This is a genomic window from Labrys sp. KB_33_2, assembly GCF_052114505.1.
Classification (GTDB): Bacteria; Pseudomonadota; Alphaproteobacteria; order Rhizobiales; family Labraceae; genus Labrys.
Map to the genome: position 1 here is coordinate 243880 of NZ_JBFREW010000006.1, position 17078 is coordinate 260957.

16 protein-coding genes, 1 tRNA gene and 1 pseudogene are annotated in these 17078 nt (G+C 62.6%); 1 reads left to right on the plus strand and 17 read right to left on the minus strand.

Annotated features, from left to right (window positions below; all coding sequences use genetic code 11):
* Nucleotides 1-9: 9 nt before the first annotated feature.
* The 12 genes and pseudogenes from nuoG to AB4037_RS13500 form a co-directional block, all read right to left on the minus strand.
* Complete coding sequence (gene nuoG, locus AB4037_RS13445; RefSeq protein WP_441771857.1) at nucleotides 10-2088, minus strand: NADH-quinone oxidoreductase subunit NuoG; 2079 nt, start codon at nucleotides 2086-2088, stop codon at nucleotides 10-12.
* 276 nt (nucleotides 2089-2364) lie between these two features.
* A complete protein-coding gene (gene nuoF, locus AB4037_RS13450; RefSeq protein ID WP_441771858.1) occupies nucleotides 2365-3666 on the minus strand; it encodes an NADH-quinone oxidoreductase subunit NuoF in 1302 nt (433 codons plus the stop codon).
* 117 nt (nucleotides 3667-3783) lie between these two features.
* Nucleotides 3784-4500 (minus strand): annotated as a pseudogene (gene nuoE, locus AB4037_RS13455) (NADH-quinone oxidoreductase subunit NuoE); the annotation flags it as partial.
* A 155-nt stretch (nucleotides 4501-4655) separates the two neighbouring features.
* Nucleotides 4656-5843, minus strand: a complete 1188-nt coding sequence (locus tag AB4037_RS13460) for an NADH-quinone oxidoreductase subunit D (RefSeq protein ID WP_434956626.1) — start codon at nucleotides 5841-5843, stop codon at nucleotides 4656-4658.
* A gap of 86 nt (nucleotides 5844-5929) precedes the next feature.
* A complete protein-coding gene (locus AB4037_RS13465; protein WP_441771859.1) occupies nucleotides 5930-6541 on the minus strand; it encodes an NADH-quinone oxidoreductase subunit C in 612 nt (203 codons plus the stop codon).
* 11 nt (nucleotides 6542-6552) lie between these two features.
* Nucleotides 6553-7140, minus strand: a complete 588-nt coding sequence (locus tag AB4037_RS13470) for a NuoB/complex I 20 kDa subunit family protein (protein ID WP_149255038.1) — start codon at nucleotides 7138-7140, stop codon at nucleotides 6553-6555.
* Complete coding sequence (locus AB4037_RS13475) at nucleotides 7131-7496, minus strand: NADH-quinone oxidoreductase subunit A (protein WP_441771860.1); 366 nt, start codon at nucleotides 7494-7496, stop codon at nucleotides 7131-7133. Before AB4037_RS13475 ends, AB4037_RS13470 begins: the two co-directional genes overlap by 10 nt.
* Nucleotides 7497-7976: 480 nt before the next feature.
* Nucleotides 7977-8053: transfer RNA gene (locus tag AB4037_RS13480), tRNA-Asp, on the minus strand.
* 95 nt (nucleotides 8054-8148) lie between these two features.
* Nucleotides 8149-8826 carry a hypothetical protein gene (locus AB4037_RS13485; protein WP_441771861.1) on the minus strand — a complete coding sequence of 226 codons (678 nt, stop codon included), beginning with the start codon at nucleotides 8824-8826 and terminating at the stop codon, nucleotides 8149-8151.
* Nucleotides 8827-8963: 137 nt separating this feature from the next.
* Complete coding sequence (locus AB4037_RS13490; protein ID WP_434956630.1) at nucleotides 8964-10382, minus strand: AtzE family amidohydrolase; 1419 nt, start codon at nucleotides 10380-10382, stop codon at nucleotides 8964-8966.
* Nucleotides 10379-10570 carry a DUF4089 domain-containing protein gene (locus tag AB4037_RS13495; protein WP_434956631.1) on the minus strand — a complete coding sequence of 64 codons (192 nt, stop codon included), beginning with the start codon at nucleotides 10568-10570 and terminating at the stop codon, nucleotides 10379-10381. The genes AB4037_RS13490 and AB4037_RS13495 overlap by 4 nt, the downstream gene beginning before the upstream one ends.
* Before the next feature lie 75 nt (nucleotides 10571-10645).
* Nucleotides 10646-11452, minus strand: coding sequence for a glycosyltransferase family 2 protein (locus AB4037_RS13500; RefSeq protein ID WP_441771862.1), 807 nt, complete (start codon nucleotides 11450-11452; stop codon nucleotides 10646-10648).
* 410 nt (nucleotides 11453-11862) lie between these two features.
* Here AB4037_RS13500 and AB4037_RS13505 point away from each other — a divergent pair, with 410 nt between their 5' ends.
* A complete protein-coding gene (locus tag AB4037_RS13505; RefSeq protein ID WP_434956633.1) occupies nucleotides 11863-12936 on the plus strand; it encodes a class I SAM-dependent methyltransferase in 1074 nt (357 codons plus the stop codon).
* A gap of 28 nt (nucleotides 12937-12964) precedes the next feature.
* Here the strand turns inward: AB4037_RS13505 and AB4037_RS13510 are convergent, their stop codons facing one another.
* From AB4037_RS13510 to AB4037_RS13530, 5 genes are all read right to left on the minus strand, one after another.
* The gene (locus AB4037_RS13510; protein ID WP_434956634.1) at nucleotides 12965-13408 is read right to left on the minus strand and encodes a GNAT family N-acetyltransferase; all 444 of its coding nucleotides are present in this window, start codon (nucleotides 13406-13408) and stop codon (nucleotides 12965-12967) included.
* Complete coding sequence (gene glpX, locus AB4037_RS13515; RefSeq protein ID WP_434956635.1) at nucleotides 13408-14406, minus strand: class II fructose-bisphosphatase; 999 nt, start codon at nucleotides 14404-14406, stop codon at nucleotides 13408-13410. The genes AB4037_RS13510 and glpX overlap by 1 nt, the downstream gene beginning before the upstream one ends.
* An 89-nt stretch (nucleotides 14407-14495) precedes the next feature.
* Nucleotides 14496-15821 carry a homoserine dehydrogenase gene (locus AB4037_RS13520; protein WP_441771863.1) on the minus strand — a complete coding sequence of 442 codons (1326 nt, stop codon included), beginning with the start codon at nucleotides 15819-15821 and terminating at the stop codon, nucleotides 14496-14498.
* Nucleotides 15822-15945: 124 nt separating this feature from the next.
* Complete coding sequence (locus AB4037_RS13525; RefSeq protein WP_434956636.1) at nucleotides 15946-16089, minus strand: hypothetical protein; 144 nt, start codon at nucleotides 16087-16089, stop codon at nucleotides 15946-15948.
* Nucleotides 16086-17003: an alpha/beta hydrolase family protein gene (locus AB4037_RS13530; RefSeq protein ID WP_441771864.1), complete on the minus strand. Its 918-nt coding sequence runs from the start codon at nucleotides 17001-17003 to the stop codon at nucleotides 16086-16088. Before AB4037_RS13530 ends, AB4037_RS13525 begins: the two co-directional genes overlap by 4 nt.
* Nucleotides 17004-17078: the final 75 nt, after the last annotated feature.

Genomic DNA, 17078 nt, shown 5'->3' on the forward strand with positions numbered 1-17078 from the left:
GGCCCGTCCTTATTCCGCCGCCAGCGGCAGCGCGCCGGAGGCGAGCTGCGAACACTGCGCCATCACGGCCGAAGCGCGCGCGATGGGGTTGGTCAAATAGAAATCGCTGATCGCTGCCGCGAAGGCCGACTTGTCGACGTCTCCCCCAAGTCCCGCCAGGGCCGTCACGCCGGAGGCATCGCCGGCGGCGACTTCGCCGATCCGGCCGAGATGGGGAATGGCCGCGAACAAGGTCTTGCGCAAGGCATCGAGCGAGTCGTAGCCGAGTTTGGCGCCGAGCGCTTCAGAGAGCGCCCGCAGGATCGCCCAGTCCTCGCGCGCCTCACCCGGCGGGAACGCCGCGCGGTTGGCAAGCTGGACCCGCCCTTCGGTGTTGACGAACAGGCCCGAGCGCTCCGGATAGGCTGCCGCCGGCAGGATCACATCGGCACGATGCGCGCCGCGGTCGCCATGGCTGCCCTGATAGACCACGAAGGCGCCCGGTTCGATGGTGACCTCGTCGGCGCCGAGCAGGAAGAGCACGTCGAGTGCCCCGTCCTTAGCCATGCCGGCTGCATCGAGACCGCCCTCCCCCGGCACGAAGCCGACATCGAGCGCTCCCACGCGCGAGGCTGCATTGTGCAGCACGCCGAAGCCGTTCCAGCCGTCCTTGACCACGCCGAGGGCCTGGGCTGCCTTGGCGGCCAGCGAAAGCAGGGCCGCACCGTCGGCGCGCGCATAGACGCCGCCGCCCACGATGATGACGGGCTTGGCCGCCCCCTTCAGCAGGTCGGCGAACGAGCCCTTGCTGGCAGCCAGCTCGGCCAGGGTATCGGGGCCGGCTCCGACATAATCATAGCCATAGGTCAGATCGGCCTGTTCACCGATCAGGCCAACCTTGACGCCGCGCAACCAACGCTTGCGGATGCGGGCATTGAGGACCGACGCTTCCTTGCGCGGATTGGTGCCGACCAACAGGATCGCGTCCGCCTCTTCGAGACCAGCGATCGTCGGGTTGAAAAGGTAGCTGGTCCGGCCCAAAGCGGGATCGATCTTGGCGCCGTCCTGGCGGGCATCGAGGTTCTTGGAACCGAGCTTGCCGATGAGATCCTTCAACGCGAACAGCTCTTCCACCGCGGCGAGATCGCCGGCGATGGCGCCGATGCGCTCAGGCTTGGCTGCCTTCACCTTGGTCGCGATGGCGGCAAAGGCCTCCTGCCAACTCACAGGCTTCAGGCGACCGTCGACACGCAGATAGGGTCGGTCGAGGCGCTGGGTGCGCAGGCCGTCCCAGATGAAGCGGGTCTTGTCGGAGATCCACTCCTCGTTCACCAGTTCATTGGTCCGCGGCACAATGCGCAGCACTTCCCGCCCGCGCGCATCGATGCGGATGGCGGAGCCCACCGCATCCATCACGTCGACGGATTCGGTCTTGGAAAGCTCCCAGGGACGGGCATGGAATTCATAGGGCTTGGAGGTCAGGGCGCCGACCGGGCAGAGATCGATGACATTGCCCTGCAGTTCGGAACTCATCGCCTTTTCGAGATAGGTGGTGATCTCCATATCTTCGCCACGGCCGATGGCGCCGAGTTCGGAGACGCCGGCCACCTCAGTGGTAAAGCGGACGCAACGCGTGCAATGGATGCAGCGGTTCATCACCGTCTTGACCAGCGGGCCGATATACTTGTCCTCGACCGCACGCTTGTTCTCGGCATAGCGGTTCTTGTCGACGCCGTAGGCCATGGCCTGGTCCTGCAGGTCGCACTCACCGCCCTGATCGCAGATCGGGCAGTCCAGCGGATGGTTGATGAGCAGGAACTCCATCACCCCTTCGCGAGCCTTCTTGACCATAGGGCTCTTGGTGAGCACCACCGGCGGCTCGCCGTTCGGGCCAGGACGGAGGTCTCGTACCGCCATGGCGCAGGAGGCCGTGGGCTTGGGCGGACCGCCCTTCACCTCGACCAGACACATGCGGCAATTGCCGGCAATCGACAGGCGCTCGTGGAAGCAGAAACGCGGGATCTCTGCACCCGCGACCTCACAGGCCTGGAGGAGTGTGTACTCCGCCGGGACCTCGATTTCCTGTCCGTCGACGATCAACTTGGCCATGGATAACCTTGACGATCAGGCCTGGAATGCAAGACGCAGTCCAGACTCTTTCCAAACTCGACTTCGCAAAATTCAGTGCCGCGATCAACATCGCGAAACGAAAATTCAGCGCTGTGACAGGCCGGAAACGGGAGACGATCCCGGCCCAAGGTGTGTTGCGATTTGGTGGAGTCACCAAGAATCGCAAAACGCGTTCGATCAACGAGCCAGAGCAAAGTGCGTTTTCGCTAAAACGCGTTTTGCCTTGGTAGATTGTAACCGGCGGAAGCCGGCCTGTTATTCCGCCGCCTGCAGGACAGGATCGGAATGGGGGTTGGCGGCATACTGATCGATGCGCGCTTCGATCTCATGACGGAAATGGGTGATCAGGCCCTGGATGGGCCAGGCCGCCGCATCGCCGAGCGCACAGATCGTATGCCCTTCGACCTGCTTGGTGACGTCGAGCAGCATGTCGATCTCGCGCTTCTGGGCGCGGCCATCGGCCATGCGGGTGAGCACGCGCCACATCCAGCCCGTGCCCTCGCGGCAAGGGGTGCACTGGCCGCAGCTCTCATGCTTGTAGAAATAGGCAAGCCGCGCGATCGTCCGCACGACGTCGGTGGACTTGTCCATCACGATGACTGCGGCGGTGCCGAGGCCAGAGCGCAGCTTCGACAGCGAGTCGAAGTCCATCGGCGTGTCGATGATCTGCTCGGCCGGCACCATGCGCACCGACGAACCACCCGGGATCACGGCCTTCAGATTGTCCCAGCCGCCACGGATGCCGCCGCAATGGCGCTCGATCAGTTCGCGGAACGGAATGCCCATCGCCTCTTCGACGTTACAGGGCTTGTTCACATGCCCCGACACGCAAAAGAGCTTGGTGCCGACATTGTTGGGATTGCCGATGCCAGCGAACCAGCCTGCGCCGCGGCGCAGGATCGTCGGGGCGACGGCAATCGACTCGACATTGTTCACCGTGGTCGGGCAGCCATAGAGGCCCATATTCGCCGGGAAGGGCGGCTTCATGCGCGGCATGCCCTTCTTGCCTTCGAGGCTTTCGAGCAGCGCGGTCTCTTCGCCGCAGATATAGGCGCCGGCACCGTGATGAACGTAGAGGTCGAAATCCCAGCCGTTCTTGTTGTTCTTGCCGATCAGGCCGGCCTCATAGGCCTCGTCCACGGCGCGCTGCAGAGCCTCGCGCTCGCGGATATATTCGCCGCGAATATAGATGTAGCAGGCATGCGCATTCATGGCGAAGGAGGCGATCAGGCAGCCTTCGACCAGATGCTGCGGATCATGCCGCATGATCTCGCGGTCCTTGCAGGTGCCGGGCTCGGACTCGTCGGCATTGACGACGAGATAGTTCGGCCGTCCATCGGACTTCTTGGGCATGAACGACCATTTCAGGCCGGTCGGAAAGCCTGCGCCGCCGCGGCCCCTGAGCCCCGAGGCCTTCATCTCGTTGATGATCCAGTCCTGCCCCATCTCGAGGATTTGCTTGGTGCCATCCCACGAGCCACGCTTGATGGCCGCCTGCAGTCCGGGCGACTGGAGGCCGTAGAGATTGGTGAAGATGCGGTCGCGATCAGCAAGCATGGCGGATCCGGATATCTGAGAACGGGGATCGTCCTGTCGCCGATGCAAGGCTTGCGGCAGAACACGTCGTCGGAAAGGAGCCGGTCATCCCAGCCCCTGCCCTGTTAAAAGTCACGATTTGGCCGGCGCCGCCGCGGCGGCCTCGGCCGCCGCTGCCTTGGCAGCTTCCAGCTTGGTCTTTTCCTCGGCCAGGCGTTGCTTCCAGGAACCGATCATCGAGCCGTCATAGAGCGACGGGTCTGTCAGGGTCTGGGCGCCGCCTTCCGGCTCGGACGAGAAGCGGCCATTCTGCGGCCCGGGCTTCACTTCCTTGCCGGCGGCAAGATCGTCGATGATGCGTTCCATGATCTCGGGGGTGAGATCCTCGTAGAAATCGGCATTGATCTGCACCATTGGTGCATTGCAGCAGGCGCCCAGGCATTCGACCTCGAGCCAAGAGAACTTGCCGTCATCCGTCACATGACGCTCGGGACCGATGCGCTTCTTGACCACGTCCCGGATGGCTCCGGCGCCACGCAATTGGCAGGGCGTCGTGCCGCAGAGCTGGATGAAATGTTTGCCGACCGGCTCCAGCGCGAACATGGTGTAGAAGGTCGCGACTTCCAGAACGCGGATCTTGGGCATGTCGAGACGGGCTGCGACCACCTCGATCGCCGCCTGGGATACCCAGCCACCGGCCTGCTCCTGCGCCTTCCACAACAGCGGAATCACCGCCGAAGCCTGGCGGCCGGGCGGATATTTGGCGATCTGCTTGTCCACCCACGCCTCGTTTTCGGGCGTGAAGGCAAAGCTTGCCGGCTGGAGTTCCTGGGGCGCGAGCCTGCGGACGGACATGCGCATTCCTCTTTAACTGCTAGAGCAAAGCGCGTTTTGGCAAACGCCCTTCTACTCTCACTTCTGGTTTCGACGCGTCTTTGCGATTCGTGGTGATCCCCTCAAATCACAAGACGCTTTTGCAGCCGGTTCAAGGCCGGCAGCAACCTAAGAAATCAACGATCGACTTCGCCGAACACGATGTCGAGAGAACCCAGAATGGCGGAGACGTCGGCCAGCATGTAGCCACGGCACAGCCAGTCCATCGACTGTAGATGCGCAAACCCTGGTGCGCGGATCTTGCAGCGATAGGGCTTGTTGCCGCCGTCGGAGACTAGATAGACGCCAAATTCGCCCTTGGGCGCTTCGACGGCCGCGTAAACCTCGCCGGCAGGCACGTGATAGCCCTCGGTGTAGAGCTTGAAATGATGGATGAGCGCTTCCATCGAGCGCTTCATCTCGCCGCGCTTGGGTGGCACGACCTTGTTGTCGGCGGCAGAAACCGGCCCGCTCGTCGTACGCAAAAGCGCGCAGCATTGCTTCATGATGCGGACCGACTGGCGCATCTCTTCCATGCGGATGCAGTAGCGATCGTAATTGTCGCCGTTCTTGCCGATCGGAATGTCGAAATCGAGCTCGGAATAGCATTCATAGGGTTGCGACTTGCGCAGATCCCAGGCGGCGCCCGAGCCACGCACCATCACACCCGAATAGCCCCATGCCCAGGCGTCATCCAAAGCGATGATGCCGATATCGACATTACGCTGCTTGAAGATGCGGTTGTCGGTGAGCAGCCCCTCAAGGTCGTCGCAAACCTTGAGGAAGGGATCGCAGAAGGCCTCGATGTCGTCGATCAGTTCCGGCGGCAGGTCCTGGTGGACGCCGCCCGCGCGGAAATAGGCGGCATGCATGCGGCTGCCCGAGGCACGCTCGTAAAAGATCATCAGCTTCTCGCGCTCTTCGAAGCCCCACAGTGGCGGGGTCAGCGCACCACAATCCATGGCTTGCGTAGTGACGTTGAGCAGATGCGAGAGGATGCGGCCGATCTCGGAATAAAGGACGCGGACAAGCTGGCCACGCCTGGGCACTTCCAAGCCAAGCAGGCGTTCGATGGCCAGGCAATAGGCATGCTCCTGATTCATCGGCGCGACGTAATCGAGCCGATCGAAATAGGGAATGGCCTGCATGAAGGTCTTGGCTTCGATCAACTTCTCGGTACCGCGATGCAGCAGGCCGATATGGGGATCGACACGCTCGACCACCTCGCCGTCCAGCTCCATGACCAGACGCAACACGCCGTGCGCCGCCGGATGCTGCGGGCCGAAATTGATCGCGAAATTGCGCAGATGCGGTTGGTCGTTCATGTCGTTTCCAAACTTTCCGAGTTGGCCAGCTTGTTCGGAGCCATTTCGAGAGTCTTGCTAGTCCTGATCCGGCGCGCGGGAACGCGTCAGCTCGCCTTCGCCTTCTCGTCGCCGGGCAGCACGTAATCGGTGCCTTCCCATGGCGACAGGAAATCGAAGTTGCGGAATTCCTGGTTGAGCCTGACGGGCTCGTAGACCACGCGCTTGGCTTCGTCGTCCCAGCGCACCTCGACAAACCCGGTCATCGGGAAGTCCTTGCGCAGGGGGTGGCCGTCAAAGCCGTAGTCGGTCAGGAGCCGGCGCAGGTCGGGATGGCCGGTGAACAGGATGCCGTAGAGATCGTAGGCTTCGCGCTCGAACCAGAGCACGCCGGGGAACAGCTCGATAGCCGAGGGCACCGGGGTCGCCTCGTCCGTCTCCAGCTTCACGCGAATGCGCACGTTCTTGGTCGGCGAAAGCAGATGATAGACCACATCGAAGCGCTTCTCGCGAGCCGGATAGTCGGCTCCACAAACATCGATGATCGACACGAAGCGCGAGCCGGCATCATCACGCAGATGCTTGAGAACAGCCAGGATGTTGTCTGCATCCGTGCTGACGGTCAGTTCGCCGAAGGCGTGGACCAGGCCAGACACGGCTTGCGGAAAGGCAACTTGAAGCGCCTCGCCGATCTCCTGCAGGGTTTGCGAATTTGCCATGTCAGCTCCGCTCAACGCTCGATAGTGCCGGTACGGCGGATCTTCTTCTGCAGCAGCAGCACGCCATAGAGCAGCGCTTCCGCAGTGGGCGGGCAGCCGGGCACGTAGATGTCAACGGGCACGATGCGATCGCAGCCACGCACGACCGCATAAGAGTAGTGGTAGTAGCCCCCGCCATTGGCGCAGGAACCCATCGAGATCACGTAACGCGGCTCTGGCATCTGGTCATAGACCTTGCGCAGGGCCGGCGCCATCTTGTTGGTCAGGGTGCCCGCCACGATCATCACGTCGGACTGCCGAGGCGAGGCGCGCGGCGCGAAGCCGAAGCGCTCGACGTCGTAACGGGGCATCGAGACCTGCATCATCTCGACCGCGCAGCAGGCAAGGCCGAAGGTCATCCACATCAGCGAGCCGGTGCGGGCCCAGTTGATCAGGTTGTCGGCCGAGGTGACGAGGAAGCCGCGATCGGCCAGCTCAGCGTTGATGTCCACGAAAAATGGATCGGTCGAACCGACCGGCTTGCCGGTGTTCGGGTCGATGATGCCCTTGGGCGCCGGCGCCACCAGCGTGCCGCCGGCTGTGTCCAGGTTCAATCCCATTCGAGCGCGCCCTTCTTCCACTCATAAACGAAGCCGATGGTCAGCACGGCCAGGAAAATCATCATCGAGGTGAAGCCGAACAGGCCAACCTCCTTGAAACTGATCGCCCAGGGGAACAGGAATGCCACTTCGAGGTCGAAGATGATGAACAGGATCGACACCAGATAGAAGCGCACGTCGAACTTCATGCGCGCGTCGTCGAAGGCGTTGAACCCGCACTCATAGGCGGAAAGTTTTTCCGGGTCCGGGCGCTGATACGCCACGAGGAAGGGCGCCACCAGAAGCGCCAGGCCAATGACGGCCGAGACCCCGATGAAGATGATAAGCGGCAGATAGCCGGCGAGAAGGTTGTCCATCAGCACGAACCCTAAAGCGGCTTGCGATTTGGTGGGCTCACCAGGAATCGCAAAGACGCGTCGAGACAAAGAGTTGGAGCAATGCGGCGTTTTCGCTGAGACGCACGTTGCTCCAGCTGTGATCGACCGGGAGCGCTTGAACTCGGGGCCACCACGTTTGGACGATACGAGTATGGGCGCGCTTCGACAGCGGCACTCACACCGGTCATCCCTCTACAGCGCTTTGGAAAACCACCATCATGCTGCGTCGTGAACGACCTGCAGCGAGCCTTAAACCACGGCTATGGGAGGCGCAAGCTTGGAAGCGTTCCAGCCAAGAGATTCCTACCGCACTGCGGCAGAATATCGGGCGATTCTGGCATGATCTTGGCGCATAGCCGATATGAGTTGCAAGGAGCCATATGCCTGCAACCGACCGCCTTGCGTATTGTCGGGCTGAAAATGCAAAAGCCAGCCCGAAGGCTGGCTTTTTGTCACAAATGGCGAGAGAGACGGGACTTGAACCCGCGACCTTCGGCGTGACAGGCCGACGCTCTAACCAACTGAGCTACTCCCCCGTCTCCGCCAGCGGCGGCGAACCGTGCTGGCGTGGCGCGGTGATTAGAGGGCCACCCGCGCAGTGTCAAGCGACATTTCGCAACGCACTGCAAATTCAGTTCGCAATGCGCGCCAGCCGAAAGCGCTTGATGTCCTCCGGCGTCAGAATCCGGATGCTTCCGACGCCATATCGCTCCGCGAGATCGATCAAAGCGGGGTTCACGCCCATTCTTTTTGAGTAGTCGCGCAGCATCTGCGTCACTTCCGGGAATCGCCTCGTGCTGCGCAGGACCGAGAGCGGATCGCTGCCGGAACTGTTGGGCAGATATTCGCGATGCACGCCGACTCGCGATCCGGCCGTGACGAATCGCTTATTGCCGCCCATCAGCGCATAGACACAGGCCGACATGCAGGAGCCGTTGACCGCAATTGTCTGCCCGCCCAGCGTGATCACGCGTCCAACGAACACGCTCGTGCGCAATTTCCGCAGCACATGGCCCAGATTGACGCCTTCGACCAGATGGCCACCGGGCGAATCGATGATCAGCACATTGCTGGTGCCGAGTTTCGAGGCCTGTTGAGCGAAGGCGATGAAACGCTGCACCGTGCCGCTCGTCATCTCGCCATTGGCGACCATCAGGCTGGGACAGCGCTTGCCGCATTTGGAGCCGAAGGACAGGCTCACCACCTTGAAGTCCATGGCGGCGGCGGATGCCGACTGCGACAGGGCGGCCCAGCATAGCCCCATCGCAAGTGCCCCCAACCCGATGGCACGCAACAAAGAACCAATCATTATGTCTGCTTTTCCTTGGAGCAAAGCGCGTTTGGACGGAAACGTTTGTTTGCTCTCACTCTGTAGGTCCTACGCGTCTTTGCGTTTCCTGGCGATTCCGCCAAATCGCAAAACGCCATAGCCTAGCGGATCGGACTCTATTCGATATCGGCGACCGGTGCCCGCACGACCCCTGCCGTTTCCAGCGCCCAGGCAGCCCGCAAGGCCAGATCCTCCCGCCAGGCGGGAGCGATGATCTGAACGCCAATCGGGAGTCTCTCGCCCTCGCTCCAGAGCGGCACCGTAACCACGGGCAATCCAATAAAGGAAATTGGTTGGGTAAACAGCCCGAGATTCGCACGAAGCGGCATAGTCTGGTCACCGATCTCGATAGTGGTCGCATCGATTCTGGGGGCTCGGCAGGGCGTGGCCGGTGCCAGGATCAGGTCGATTCGTTCGAAGATGCGATGCATCTCCGCTTGGAACCAATGCCGAAAGTGATGCGCCGCTGTTACCCAGGTCGCTGGCACCATGTTGCCCGCGATCAAGCGGTCCCGCACGGCCGGCGCAAAATCCTTGGCACGCACGCGCAGCCTTTCGCGATGCAGTCCTCCACTCTCGGTAATGGTGATCAGGAAGGCGGCAGCGCGGGCTATCGCTGCCTGGGGGATCTCGACGGTCTCGCTGGCGTCGAGTGCTTTGGCGCAGCGCCGTACGGCCTCGATAGCATCGCGATTGCCTTCTGGATGAAAGTAACCGTCGGCCACGGCGATACGCAGCCCCTCGATCCCCCGGCCGAGTTCGAACAGGGCCGGCTGCGCCGGGCGTTGAGCACAGCTTGGATCGTCGGGATCGGGCCCCTGCATGGCATCATAGGCGAAGGCGAGGTCGCGGGCCGAGCGTGCCAGCGGGCCCATGTGATCGAGGCTGGCGACGAAAGGAAAACTGCGTGCGCGGCTAAGTCGACCATAGGTCGGCTTCAGGCTGAACAGCCCACACAGAGAGGCCGGCACACGGATCGCTCCATTGGTGTCGCTGCCCAGGGCCAGGGGTACGAAGCCTGCCGCCACCGCGCTGGCCGGGCCGCTGGAGGATCCGCCGGCCAGATGATCGAGTGCGTGGGGATTTCGGGAAGGCGCCCCATGCGGGTTCTGGCCGGTAAAATCATAGGCGTATTCGCTCATGTTGAGCGCGCCCACGCAGATCGCCCCCTGCCCTTCCAGGCGCTCGATCAGCGTCGCATCCCGGGTGGCCGGCCGATTGTCCCGGTTGATCCTGGAACCCGCGAGTGTGACGAGCCCGGCGATGTCGTAGAGGTTCTTCACGGCGAAGGGGACGCCGGCCAGGGCCCCGACCGGCTTGCCGGCGGAATGGCGGGCATCGATGGCATCGGCCCGTGACAGTGCGCGCTCAGTGAGCACAGCGGTAAAGGCCCCCACTTTGCCATCCAGGCGTTCGATTCGCGCGAGGCTGTGTTCGATCGCCGCGCGGGCAGTGAAGCGGCCGCTGCGGATGCCGGAGGAGATTTCCAGAACGCCCAGTTGCGGCGAGCAGCCCTGATCGAGCAGGCTTGTCATGCTTCGAAAACCGCAGCGGGCTGATTGCTGTCCTCGATCGGGAAAGACAGCACCAGTTGCGCCAATTCGGCAGTCAATTTCAGATTGGCGGCGACGCCTTCACGAAAATCAGGATCGACTTCGATTCCGATCATCGGTGCCATCGCATCGATGACCGCCTGCGCATCGAATTCGGGTTTGTCGCTCATCGCATCGCCCCTCGAGAAGGATGTAGGCGGACTGTCCCTCCTTCATCTCGCGAAGACAAGCCAAATGATAGGGCATCACCGAAGTTTGCGCAGGCGACGCCTCTCCATATGCTTGGCCAGGCGAAGAAACCGGAAATAGGCATAGTTCGTCGCCGTCGCGATGCCGTAGAGGCCGCGTACGAAATGACGGCGTACAATATAGGCCTTCAGGAAGTTGAGGGGGAACTCGGTCAGAATCCGCCAACTGCCGAGTGTCTTTCCTCTCTTGTCGAGATCTTCGGCCTGTTGCTCGGTATAGGCATTCAACTTGGCAATTTCGTCGCCGAGCGAGCGAATCGAATAATGATGAATGCGCCCCTTGAGCCGTGCGATTCTCGGCTGATCGTTGAAATGCACGCGATCGTGCACGGTCGAATCGGCATAGCGGCCGCGATCGAATCGATAGAGCCGCACCGGCGCCAACGTGTATCCCCAGCGATGAGGCTCCCTTTCCCCCGGAAAGACCTCCGCGATGTTGATCTCGTACCCATCGGCCTGAGGGCCGCTGCCCGAGAACAGGGTGCGGATCTCGGCCGCAAGCTGCGAGGACACAACCTCGTCCGCGTCGATATTGAGGATCCAGTTGTGGCGGCATTGCGTTTCGGCGAAGCGCTTTTGCGGACCATAGCCGGGCCAGGCATTGTGGATCACCTTGGCGCCGAGCTTCTCGGCGATCGCCTGCGTGCCGTCGGTCGATCCTGAATCGACCACGACGAGATCATCCGTCAGGGCGCGCACCGCTTCAATCGTCGCGCCGATGCGATCGGCCTCGTTGAAGGCGATGATGAAGACGGACAATGGCGGCGGGCCCGGCAGCCCGGATGGTGATGCGGGTGGCGACATGGCGGTGATCTAATCGATGCCTCGAAAAATGACCAGCCCGTCGACCGGAACCCCGGGATTTTGTCCATCCCGACGTTGCGGCATCCGCCTAATGGCCAAGAGCAGCGCTCATCTTGCTGTGGTATTATTCATCGCGCACAAGGTATGGTTGTAACGAAAGATCCCGCAAGGACGAAGATGTCATCGTCGCCGGCTTGGGTTCCCGGCGCAGGCGTCATGCAAGCCTTCGCTCTCGTCTCGTGATCGAGCCAGTTCAGGCGTCGCCAATTTCACGGTTCAAGTCGCAGATCGCTGTCACCCGGCAGTGATGCCTCATGCCTGCCTCGAAACGAAACACGCAAGGACCGCATCGCCGAGGGAATCCGATTGGAATGCCGACGACGGCCGCATCCAACGACAGGAGAGCAGCGATGGCCGTACAGAATAGAACGATAGACCCCGACAAGCTCAACGCCTTCATGGGCAAGATGCTCGGCGATGTCGGCGCCGCGATAAATGCGTCGCTGCTCCTCATCGGCGACAAGCTCGGCCTCTACAAGGCCCTCGCAGAGGCCGGGCCGATGACATCTCAGGAACTCGCCGAGAAGACCGGGACCTCCGAGCGTTACATACGCGAATGGCTCGCCGCGCAAGCCGCATCCGACTATGTGGACTATGATCCCGGGACCGGCCGCTTTTCCATGCAGCCGGAGCAGGCCGCGGTCTTTGCCGATGAAGACAGCCCCGTCTTTCTGGGTGCTGTCGGCGATCTTGTCGCCGCGACCTTGCGAGACGAACCGGCCATCTCCGATGCGTTCCGGACTGGCAAGGGGGTCGGCTGGGACAAGCGGAACAAATGCCTGTTCTGCGGCACGGCCCGTTTTTTCCGCACCGCCTATCGCCACCATCTCGTGCAGGAATGGCTGCCCGCCTTGGACGGCGTGGTTGAAAAACTGGAGCAAGGCGCGAGCGTTGCCGATATCGGCTGCGGACACGGCGTCTCGACCATGATCATGGCTCGCGCCTTCCCCAATTCGCGCTTCCACGGCTTCGACTATCACCCCGGCTCGATCGAAGACGCCAGAAGTGCCGCCGCAGCCGCGGGAATGGCCGACCGCGTCACCTTTGAGGTGAGCACGGCCAAGACGGTGCCGGCGCACGGCTACGATCTCGTCTGTTTCTTCGATTGCCTGCACGACATGGGTGATCCTGTCGGAGCCTTGCGCCACGTCAGGACGACGATGGCCCCTGAAGGCACCTGCATGCTGGTGGAACCCTTCGCCAATGACAGGCTCGAGGACAATTTCAATCCGGTCGGGCGTATCTACTACGCCGCTTCCACCGTGATCTGCACGCCGGCCTCACTCGACCAGGAAGTCGGCCTGGCGCTCGGCGCGCAAGCCGGGGAGGCTCGGCTGCGCAAGGTGGCGGCGGAAGCCGGTTTCACCCGCTTCCGCCGTGCAACGGAAACACCGTTCAATCTCATCCTCGAAGCGAGGCCGTAACCAGAGCGGGATGAAGCCGGCCGGCCGTTCAGGCCGGCAGCATCTTGCGGTACTGGATGAAGCCCGATCGGGATGCTACCTGGTCATAGACGGCTTGCGCTTCCACATTGGTTTCGTGCGTCAGCCAATAGACGCGGCTGGCACCCCAGCGCGTGGCTTCCTGATAGGACCATTCGATCAATCCGCGGGCGACGCCTTGGCGGCGCGCCCATTCGGCGGTGAACAGGTCCTGCAGATAGCAATAGGGGCCCGGCGTCCAGGTCGAGCGATGCAGGATCAGGTGCACGATGCCGGCAAGCCGGCCGTCGATGAAGGCGCCATAGACGGACATCGGCTCGGCGGGATCGTGGAATCGTGCCCAGGTCAGTGCCGTCGTCTCCTCGGGCACCGACGCCTTGTAGAAAGTGAGGTAACCCTGCCAGAGCGGTTCCCAGGCAGGGCGTTCCTCGGCCGTGAGCGCACGAATATCCATCAGTCGAGATTGAATTTCGACATCTGGCGATGTTCGCCATGGATGCGGCGCACCGTGCCGTTGAGCGAACGGTAGATCACCGTCTCGGTGGTGATCACGGGCCCGCGGAACTTCACGCCCTGGAGCAGAGCCCCGTCGGTCACGCCGGTCGCGGCAACGATGACGTCCCCGGAGGCGAGTTCCTCCATCTTGTATTTGCGGGCCGGATCGGTGACGCCCATCTTCAGGGCGCGCTCACGCTTGGCCTCGGTGTCGAGGATGAGACGGGCCTGCATCTGGCCGCCGACGCAGCGCAGTGCCGCAGCCGCCAGCACGCCTTCCGGAGCACCGCCGATGCCCAGATAGATGTCGATGCCGGTCTCGTGGGCATTGGTGGTGAAGATGACTCCCGCGACGTCGCCGTCGGTGATGACGCGAATCGAAGCGCCGACCTTGCGGATCGCCTCGATGATCGGGGCGTGGCGCGGACGATCGAGCACCAGCGCGGTCAGTTCGCGCGGCTTGACGCCCTTGGCCTTGGCCAGGGCATGCAGATTGTCTTCCACGCTGGCGTCGAGATCGACGATGCCTTCGGCATAACCGGGCCCGATGGCGATCTTGTCCATATAGACGTCCGGCGCGTTGAGGAGCGAACCGGCCGAGGCCATCGCCATCACGGCGATCGAACCCGGCATGTCCTTGGCGCAGAGCGTGGTGCCTTCCAGCGGATCGACGGCGATGTCGACCTTGGGGCCAAGGCCATTGCCGACCTTTTCGCCGATGAACAGCATCGGCGCCTCGTCGCGCTCACCCTCGCCGATGACGACGGTACCGTCGATCGGCATCTTGTTGAGCTCGCGCCGCATGGCGTCGACAGCCGCTTTGTCTGCGGCCTTTTCATCCCCTCTTCCACGCAGCAATGCCGAGGCAACGGCGGCGCGTTCGGTCACACGAACCAGTTCAAGGGAAAGGATGCGCTCAATGACATCCGTCGGCTTGACCTGAATAATCTCCGACATGGCTTCCTCCGTTGTTAGGCGTGTCGTCAGTTATGGTTTGGCGTTTGACGAGGTCAAACCATAACTGACGACACGCCCTGAGATGTTGCTTATTCGCGCTCGATGCGGATCAATTGCGGCGTTTCCACGATGTAGCCATCGGAAACCATGGCGTCGACGGCGCCGCGAATATCCGCCTCGGTCGTGGCGTAGGTAATGAGGATGACGGGCACCGCGCCGGCGACCTTGCTCGGGTCGTCGCCGCCATAGACCCTGCCGCCCCGGTGTTTCTGCACGATCGATTCCAGCGAAATCCCGCGTTCGGCCATGCGGGTGGCGATGCCCGCCGCCGCGCCCGGCCTGTCCGCCACCGAAAGGCGGACATAATAACCGCCCTTGTGGGCCTGCATGGCGGCCGCCGGCAGCGGCTCGAGATCACCGGTCTTGCGTCCGAACGGTGCTACGGCCTGTCCTCGCGCGATATCGGCAATATCGCCGACCACCGCAGAGGCCGTAGCCTCGCCGCCCGCGCCGGGGCCGACCAGGGTCAGTTCCGGAACGGCATCGGCATCAACAGCCACCGCATTGGTGACGCCGTTGACCTGCGCGATCGGGGTCGACTTCGGCACCATGGTGGGGTGAACACGCTGCTCCACACCTGCTTCGGAACGGGTGGCGACTCCGAGTAGCTTGACGCGATAGCCAAGTTCGTCGGCGGCCAGCAGATCCTCGGTGGTGATGCGCTCGATACCCTCGACATGGATGGCATCGGCATTCACCTGCGTGCCGAAGGCCAGGCTGGTGAGCAGAGCCAGCTTATGGGCGGTATCGAAGCCGCCAATATCGAAGGTGGGGTCGGCTTCGGCATAGCCCAGGCGCTGAGCCTCCTTCAGGCAGGCGTCGAAAGACAGGCCCTCGGCCTCCATCTTGGTCAGGATGTAGTTGCAGGTGCCGTTCAGGATGCCGTAGACGCGATCGATATTGTTGCCGATAAGCGCCTCGCGCAGCGTCTTGATGATCGGCACGCCGCCGGCAACGGCTGCTTCGAAATTAAGAGCGACGCCGGCCTCCTCTGCCCGCCTGGCGAGATCGAAGCCATGGCGCGCCAGCAGAGCCTTGTTGGCCGTTACCACCGACTTGCCGGCATCGAGGGCCGCCTTCACCGCCTCATGCGCTGCTCCCTCCTCGCCGCCCATCAATTCGACGAAGACATCGATGCCGGGATCGCGAGCCAGCTCGACCGGATCGTCGAACCAGCGAAAGCGCTCCATCGGCAAGCCGCGGTCGCGCGTTCGCGAACGGGCGGAAACGGCGGTGACCGTCACGCCCCGGCCGCAACTGGCGGCAAGCGCATTGGCACGACGATCGAGAAGGCGAATGGTGGAGGCACCGACGGTGCCAAGGCCGGCAATACCGATTTTAAGAGGATCAGCCATCATCAGTCCGAACTAGAGATTGCGCATTTGTGCAATGGCACGCTGCCGGGATCAAGTCATCCAGACAGGGATTTCTCGCGATGAACTTTCCAACTTTGGTGGATAGAGCACCAAAAGGCAGCCTTCAGGCACCGGCATCGAAATGGCGCGCAGCCGTCTCGCGCAGGTCGCGATCGTCGCTGAGCCGGCAGCATGCCTTGGGCAGGCTGGCGCTGGAAAAGGCGTTGCTACGCGTCATATCGCGATAATGATTGATCAGGCCGCTCATCCGGCGCGCCCGCTTCCCAACCTGGCGAAGAAGGCCAGGCTGCGCATCGTCTCTTCCGGCAGCGCCGAGAAATGGTCGCCGCGAACGGCGGCGTGCTCGACCGGCAGCCCGGCAGCCTTTGCGCGCCGCTCCGTCAGCACCGACATGTCCTGAATGTGCACCTCTGCCGTGCCGTGCTGGATGAGAACCGGGCATTTGAAGCTCGGGGCATAACAGACCGCCGAACGCATCTCGAATTCACGCGGGTCGTCCGTATCGAAGCGGATATCCTCGGGAAAACGCTTGAAAAAGGCAAAAGCACTGGGATTGCCCGAGAAGGAGGAGGCACCGCGAAAGCCGCCGCTGCTGAGGGCGGCAAGCAGCGTCAGTGTGCCGCCGACGCTGTGGCCGCAAACGAAGAGCCGCGAAGGATCGACGTCGGATTGGGCCACCAGCACCTCGGCGGCCGCCAATACGTCGGCGCTCTCATCGTAAAAGCCCGAAAAGGCTCCCCTCTGCCCATTCTCCGCCCGGAAGGCCGGTACCATCACCACATAGCCGGCCTGGAGGTAAGGCCTGGCCAGTTCCCAGTGGCCGAGCCCCAGCGCATTGCCGCCATGAAGGAAGAGGACCGCCGGTTTCCTGCCGCCCTTTCCGTCTGGTCGAGATCGCCAGGCCAGCAGGTCGAGGGAGCCCGATCGATAAGGTAGAATCTGGGCTCCGCGTGGGGGTTCCGTCAAAACATCGCCGTGATCAGGCGCCGGACCTGACTTGAGGAGATGGCTGCGGAAACTCTGGCGATCCAGCGCGTAATCACGCGTGACCAGCGGCGGCAGTGCCGGAGAGGTGGACACCGCCTTCGCCTCGAAGGGCAGGAACGAGGCCGCAGAGACTGCAAGGAATGATCGGCGCGTCAGTCGTAGGCGGCAAGCCATGCCAGCGATTCCGAAGATACCGTTTCCGTGCCTTGATAGCGGCAATCATGGCGATTCTTGCGCGAAGAGATAGAG

What these genes read in the sequence shown, in the direction of transcription:
- AB4037_RS13465 (WP_441771859.1), bottom strand. Translation starts at nt 6,541, where the DNA reads ATGGCAAATTCGCAAACCCTGCAGGAGATCGGCGAGGCGCTTCAAGTT.
- AB4037_RS13475 (WP_441771860.1), bottom strand. Translation starts at nt 7,496, where the DNA reads ATGGACAACCTTCTCGCCGGCTATCTGCCGCTTATCATCTTCATCGGG.
- AB4037_RS13525 (WP_434956636.1), bottom strand. Translation starts at nt 16,089, where the DNA reads ATGAGCGGCCTGATCAATCATTATCGCGATATGACGCGTAGCAACGCC.
- AB4037_RS13530 (WP_441771864.1), bottom strand. Translation starts at nt 17,003, where the DNA reads ATGGCTTGCCGCCTACGACTGACGCGCCGATCATTCCTTGCAGTCTCT.
- AB4037_RS13470 (WP_149255038.1), bottom strand. Translation starts at nt 7,140, where the DNA reads ATGGGATTGAACCTGGACACAGCCGGCGGCACGCTGGTGGCGCCGGCG.
- glpX (WP_434956635.1), bottom strand. Translation starts at nt 14,406, where the DNA reads ATGTCGGAGATTATTCAGGTCAAGCCGACGGATGTCATTGAGCGCATC.
- nuoF (WP_441771858.1), bottom strand. Translation starts at nt 3,666, where the DNA reads ATGCTTGCTGATCGCGACCGCATCTTCACCAATCTCTACGGCCTCCAG.
- AB4037_RS13495 (WP_434956631.1), bottom strand. Translation starts at nt 10,570, where the DNA reads ATGAGCGACAAACCCGAATTCGATGCGCAGGCGGTCATCGATGCGATG.
- AB4037_RS13490 (WP_434956630.1), bottom strand. Translation starts at nt 10,382, where the DNA reads ATGACAAGCCTGCTCGATCAGGGCTGCTCGCCGCAACTGGGCGTTCTG.
- AB4037_RS13510 (WP_434956634.1), bottom strand. Translation starts at nt 13,408, where the DNA reads ATGGATATTCGTGCGCTCACGGCCGAGGAACGCCCTGCCTGGGAACCG.
- AB4037_RS13505 (WP_434956633.1), top strand. Translation starts at nt 11,863, where the DNA reads ATGGCCGTACAGAATAGAACGATAGACCCCGACAAGCTCAACGCCTTC.
- nuoG (WP_441771857.1), bottom strand. Translation starts at nt 2,088, where the DNA reads ATGGCCAAGTTGATCGTCGACGGACAGGAAATCGAGGTCCCGGCGGAG.
- AB4037_RS13485 (WP_441771861.1), bottom strand. Translation starts at nt 8,826, where the DNA reads ATGATTGGTTCTTTGTTGCGTGCCATCGGGTTGGGGGCACTTGCGATG.
- AB4037_RS13520 (WP_441771863.1), bottom strand. Translation starts at nt 15,821, where the DNA reads ATGGCTGATCCTCTTAAAATCGGTATTGCCGGCCTTGGCACCGTCGGT.
- AB4037_RS13460 (WP_434956626.1), bottom strand. Translation starts at nt 5,843, where the DNA reads ATGAACGACCAACCGCATCTGCGCAATTTCGCGATCAATTTCGGCCCG.
- AB4037_RS13500 (WP_441771862.1), bottom strand. Translation starts at nt 11,452, where the DNA reads ATGTCGCCACCCGCATCACCATCCGGGCTGCCGGGCCCGCCGCCATTG.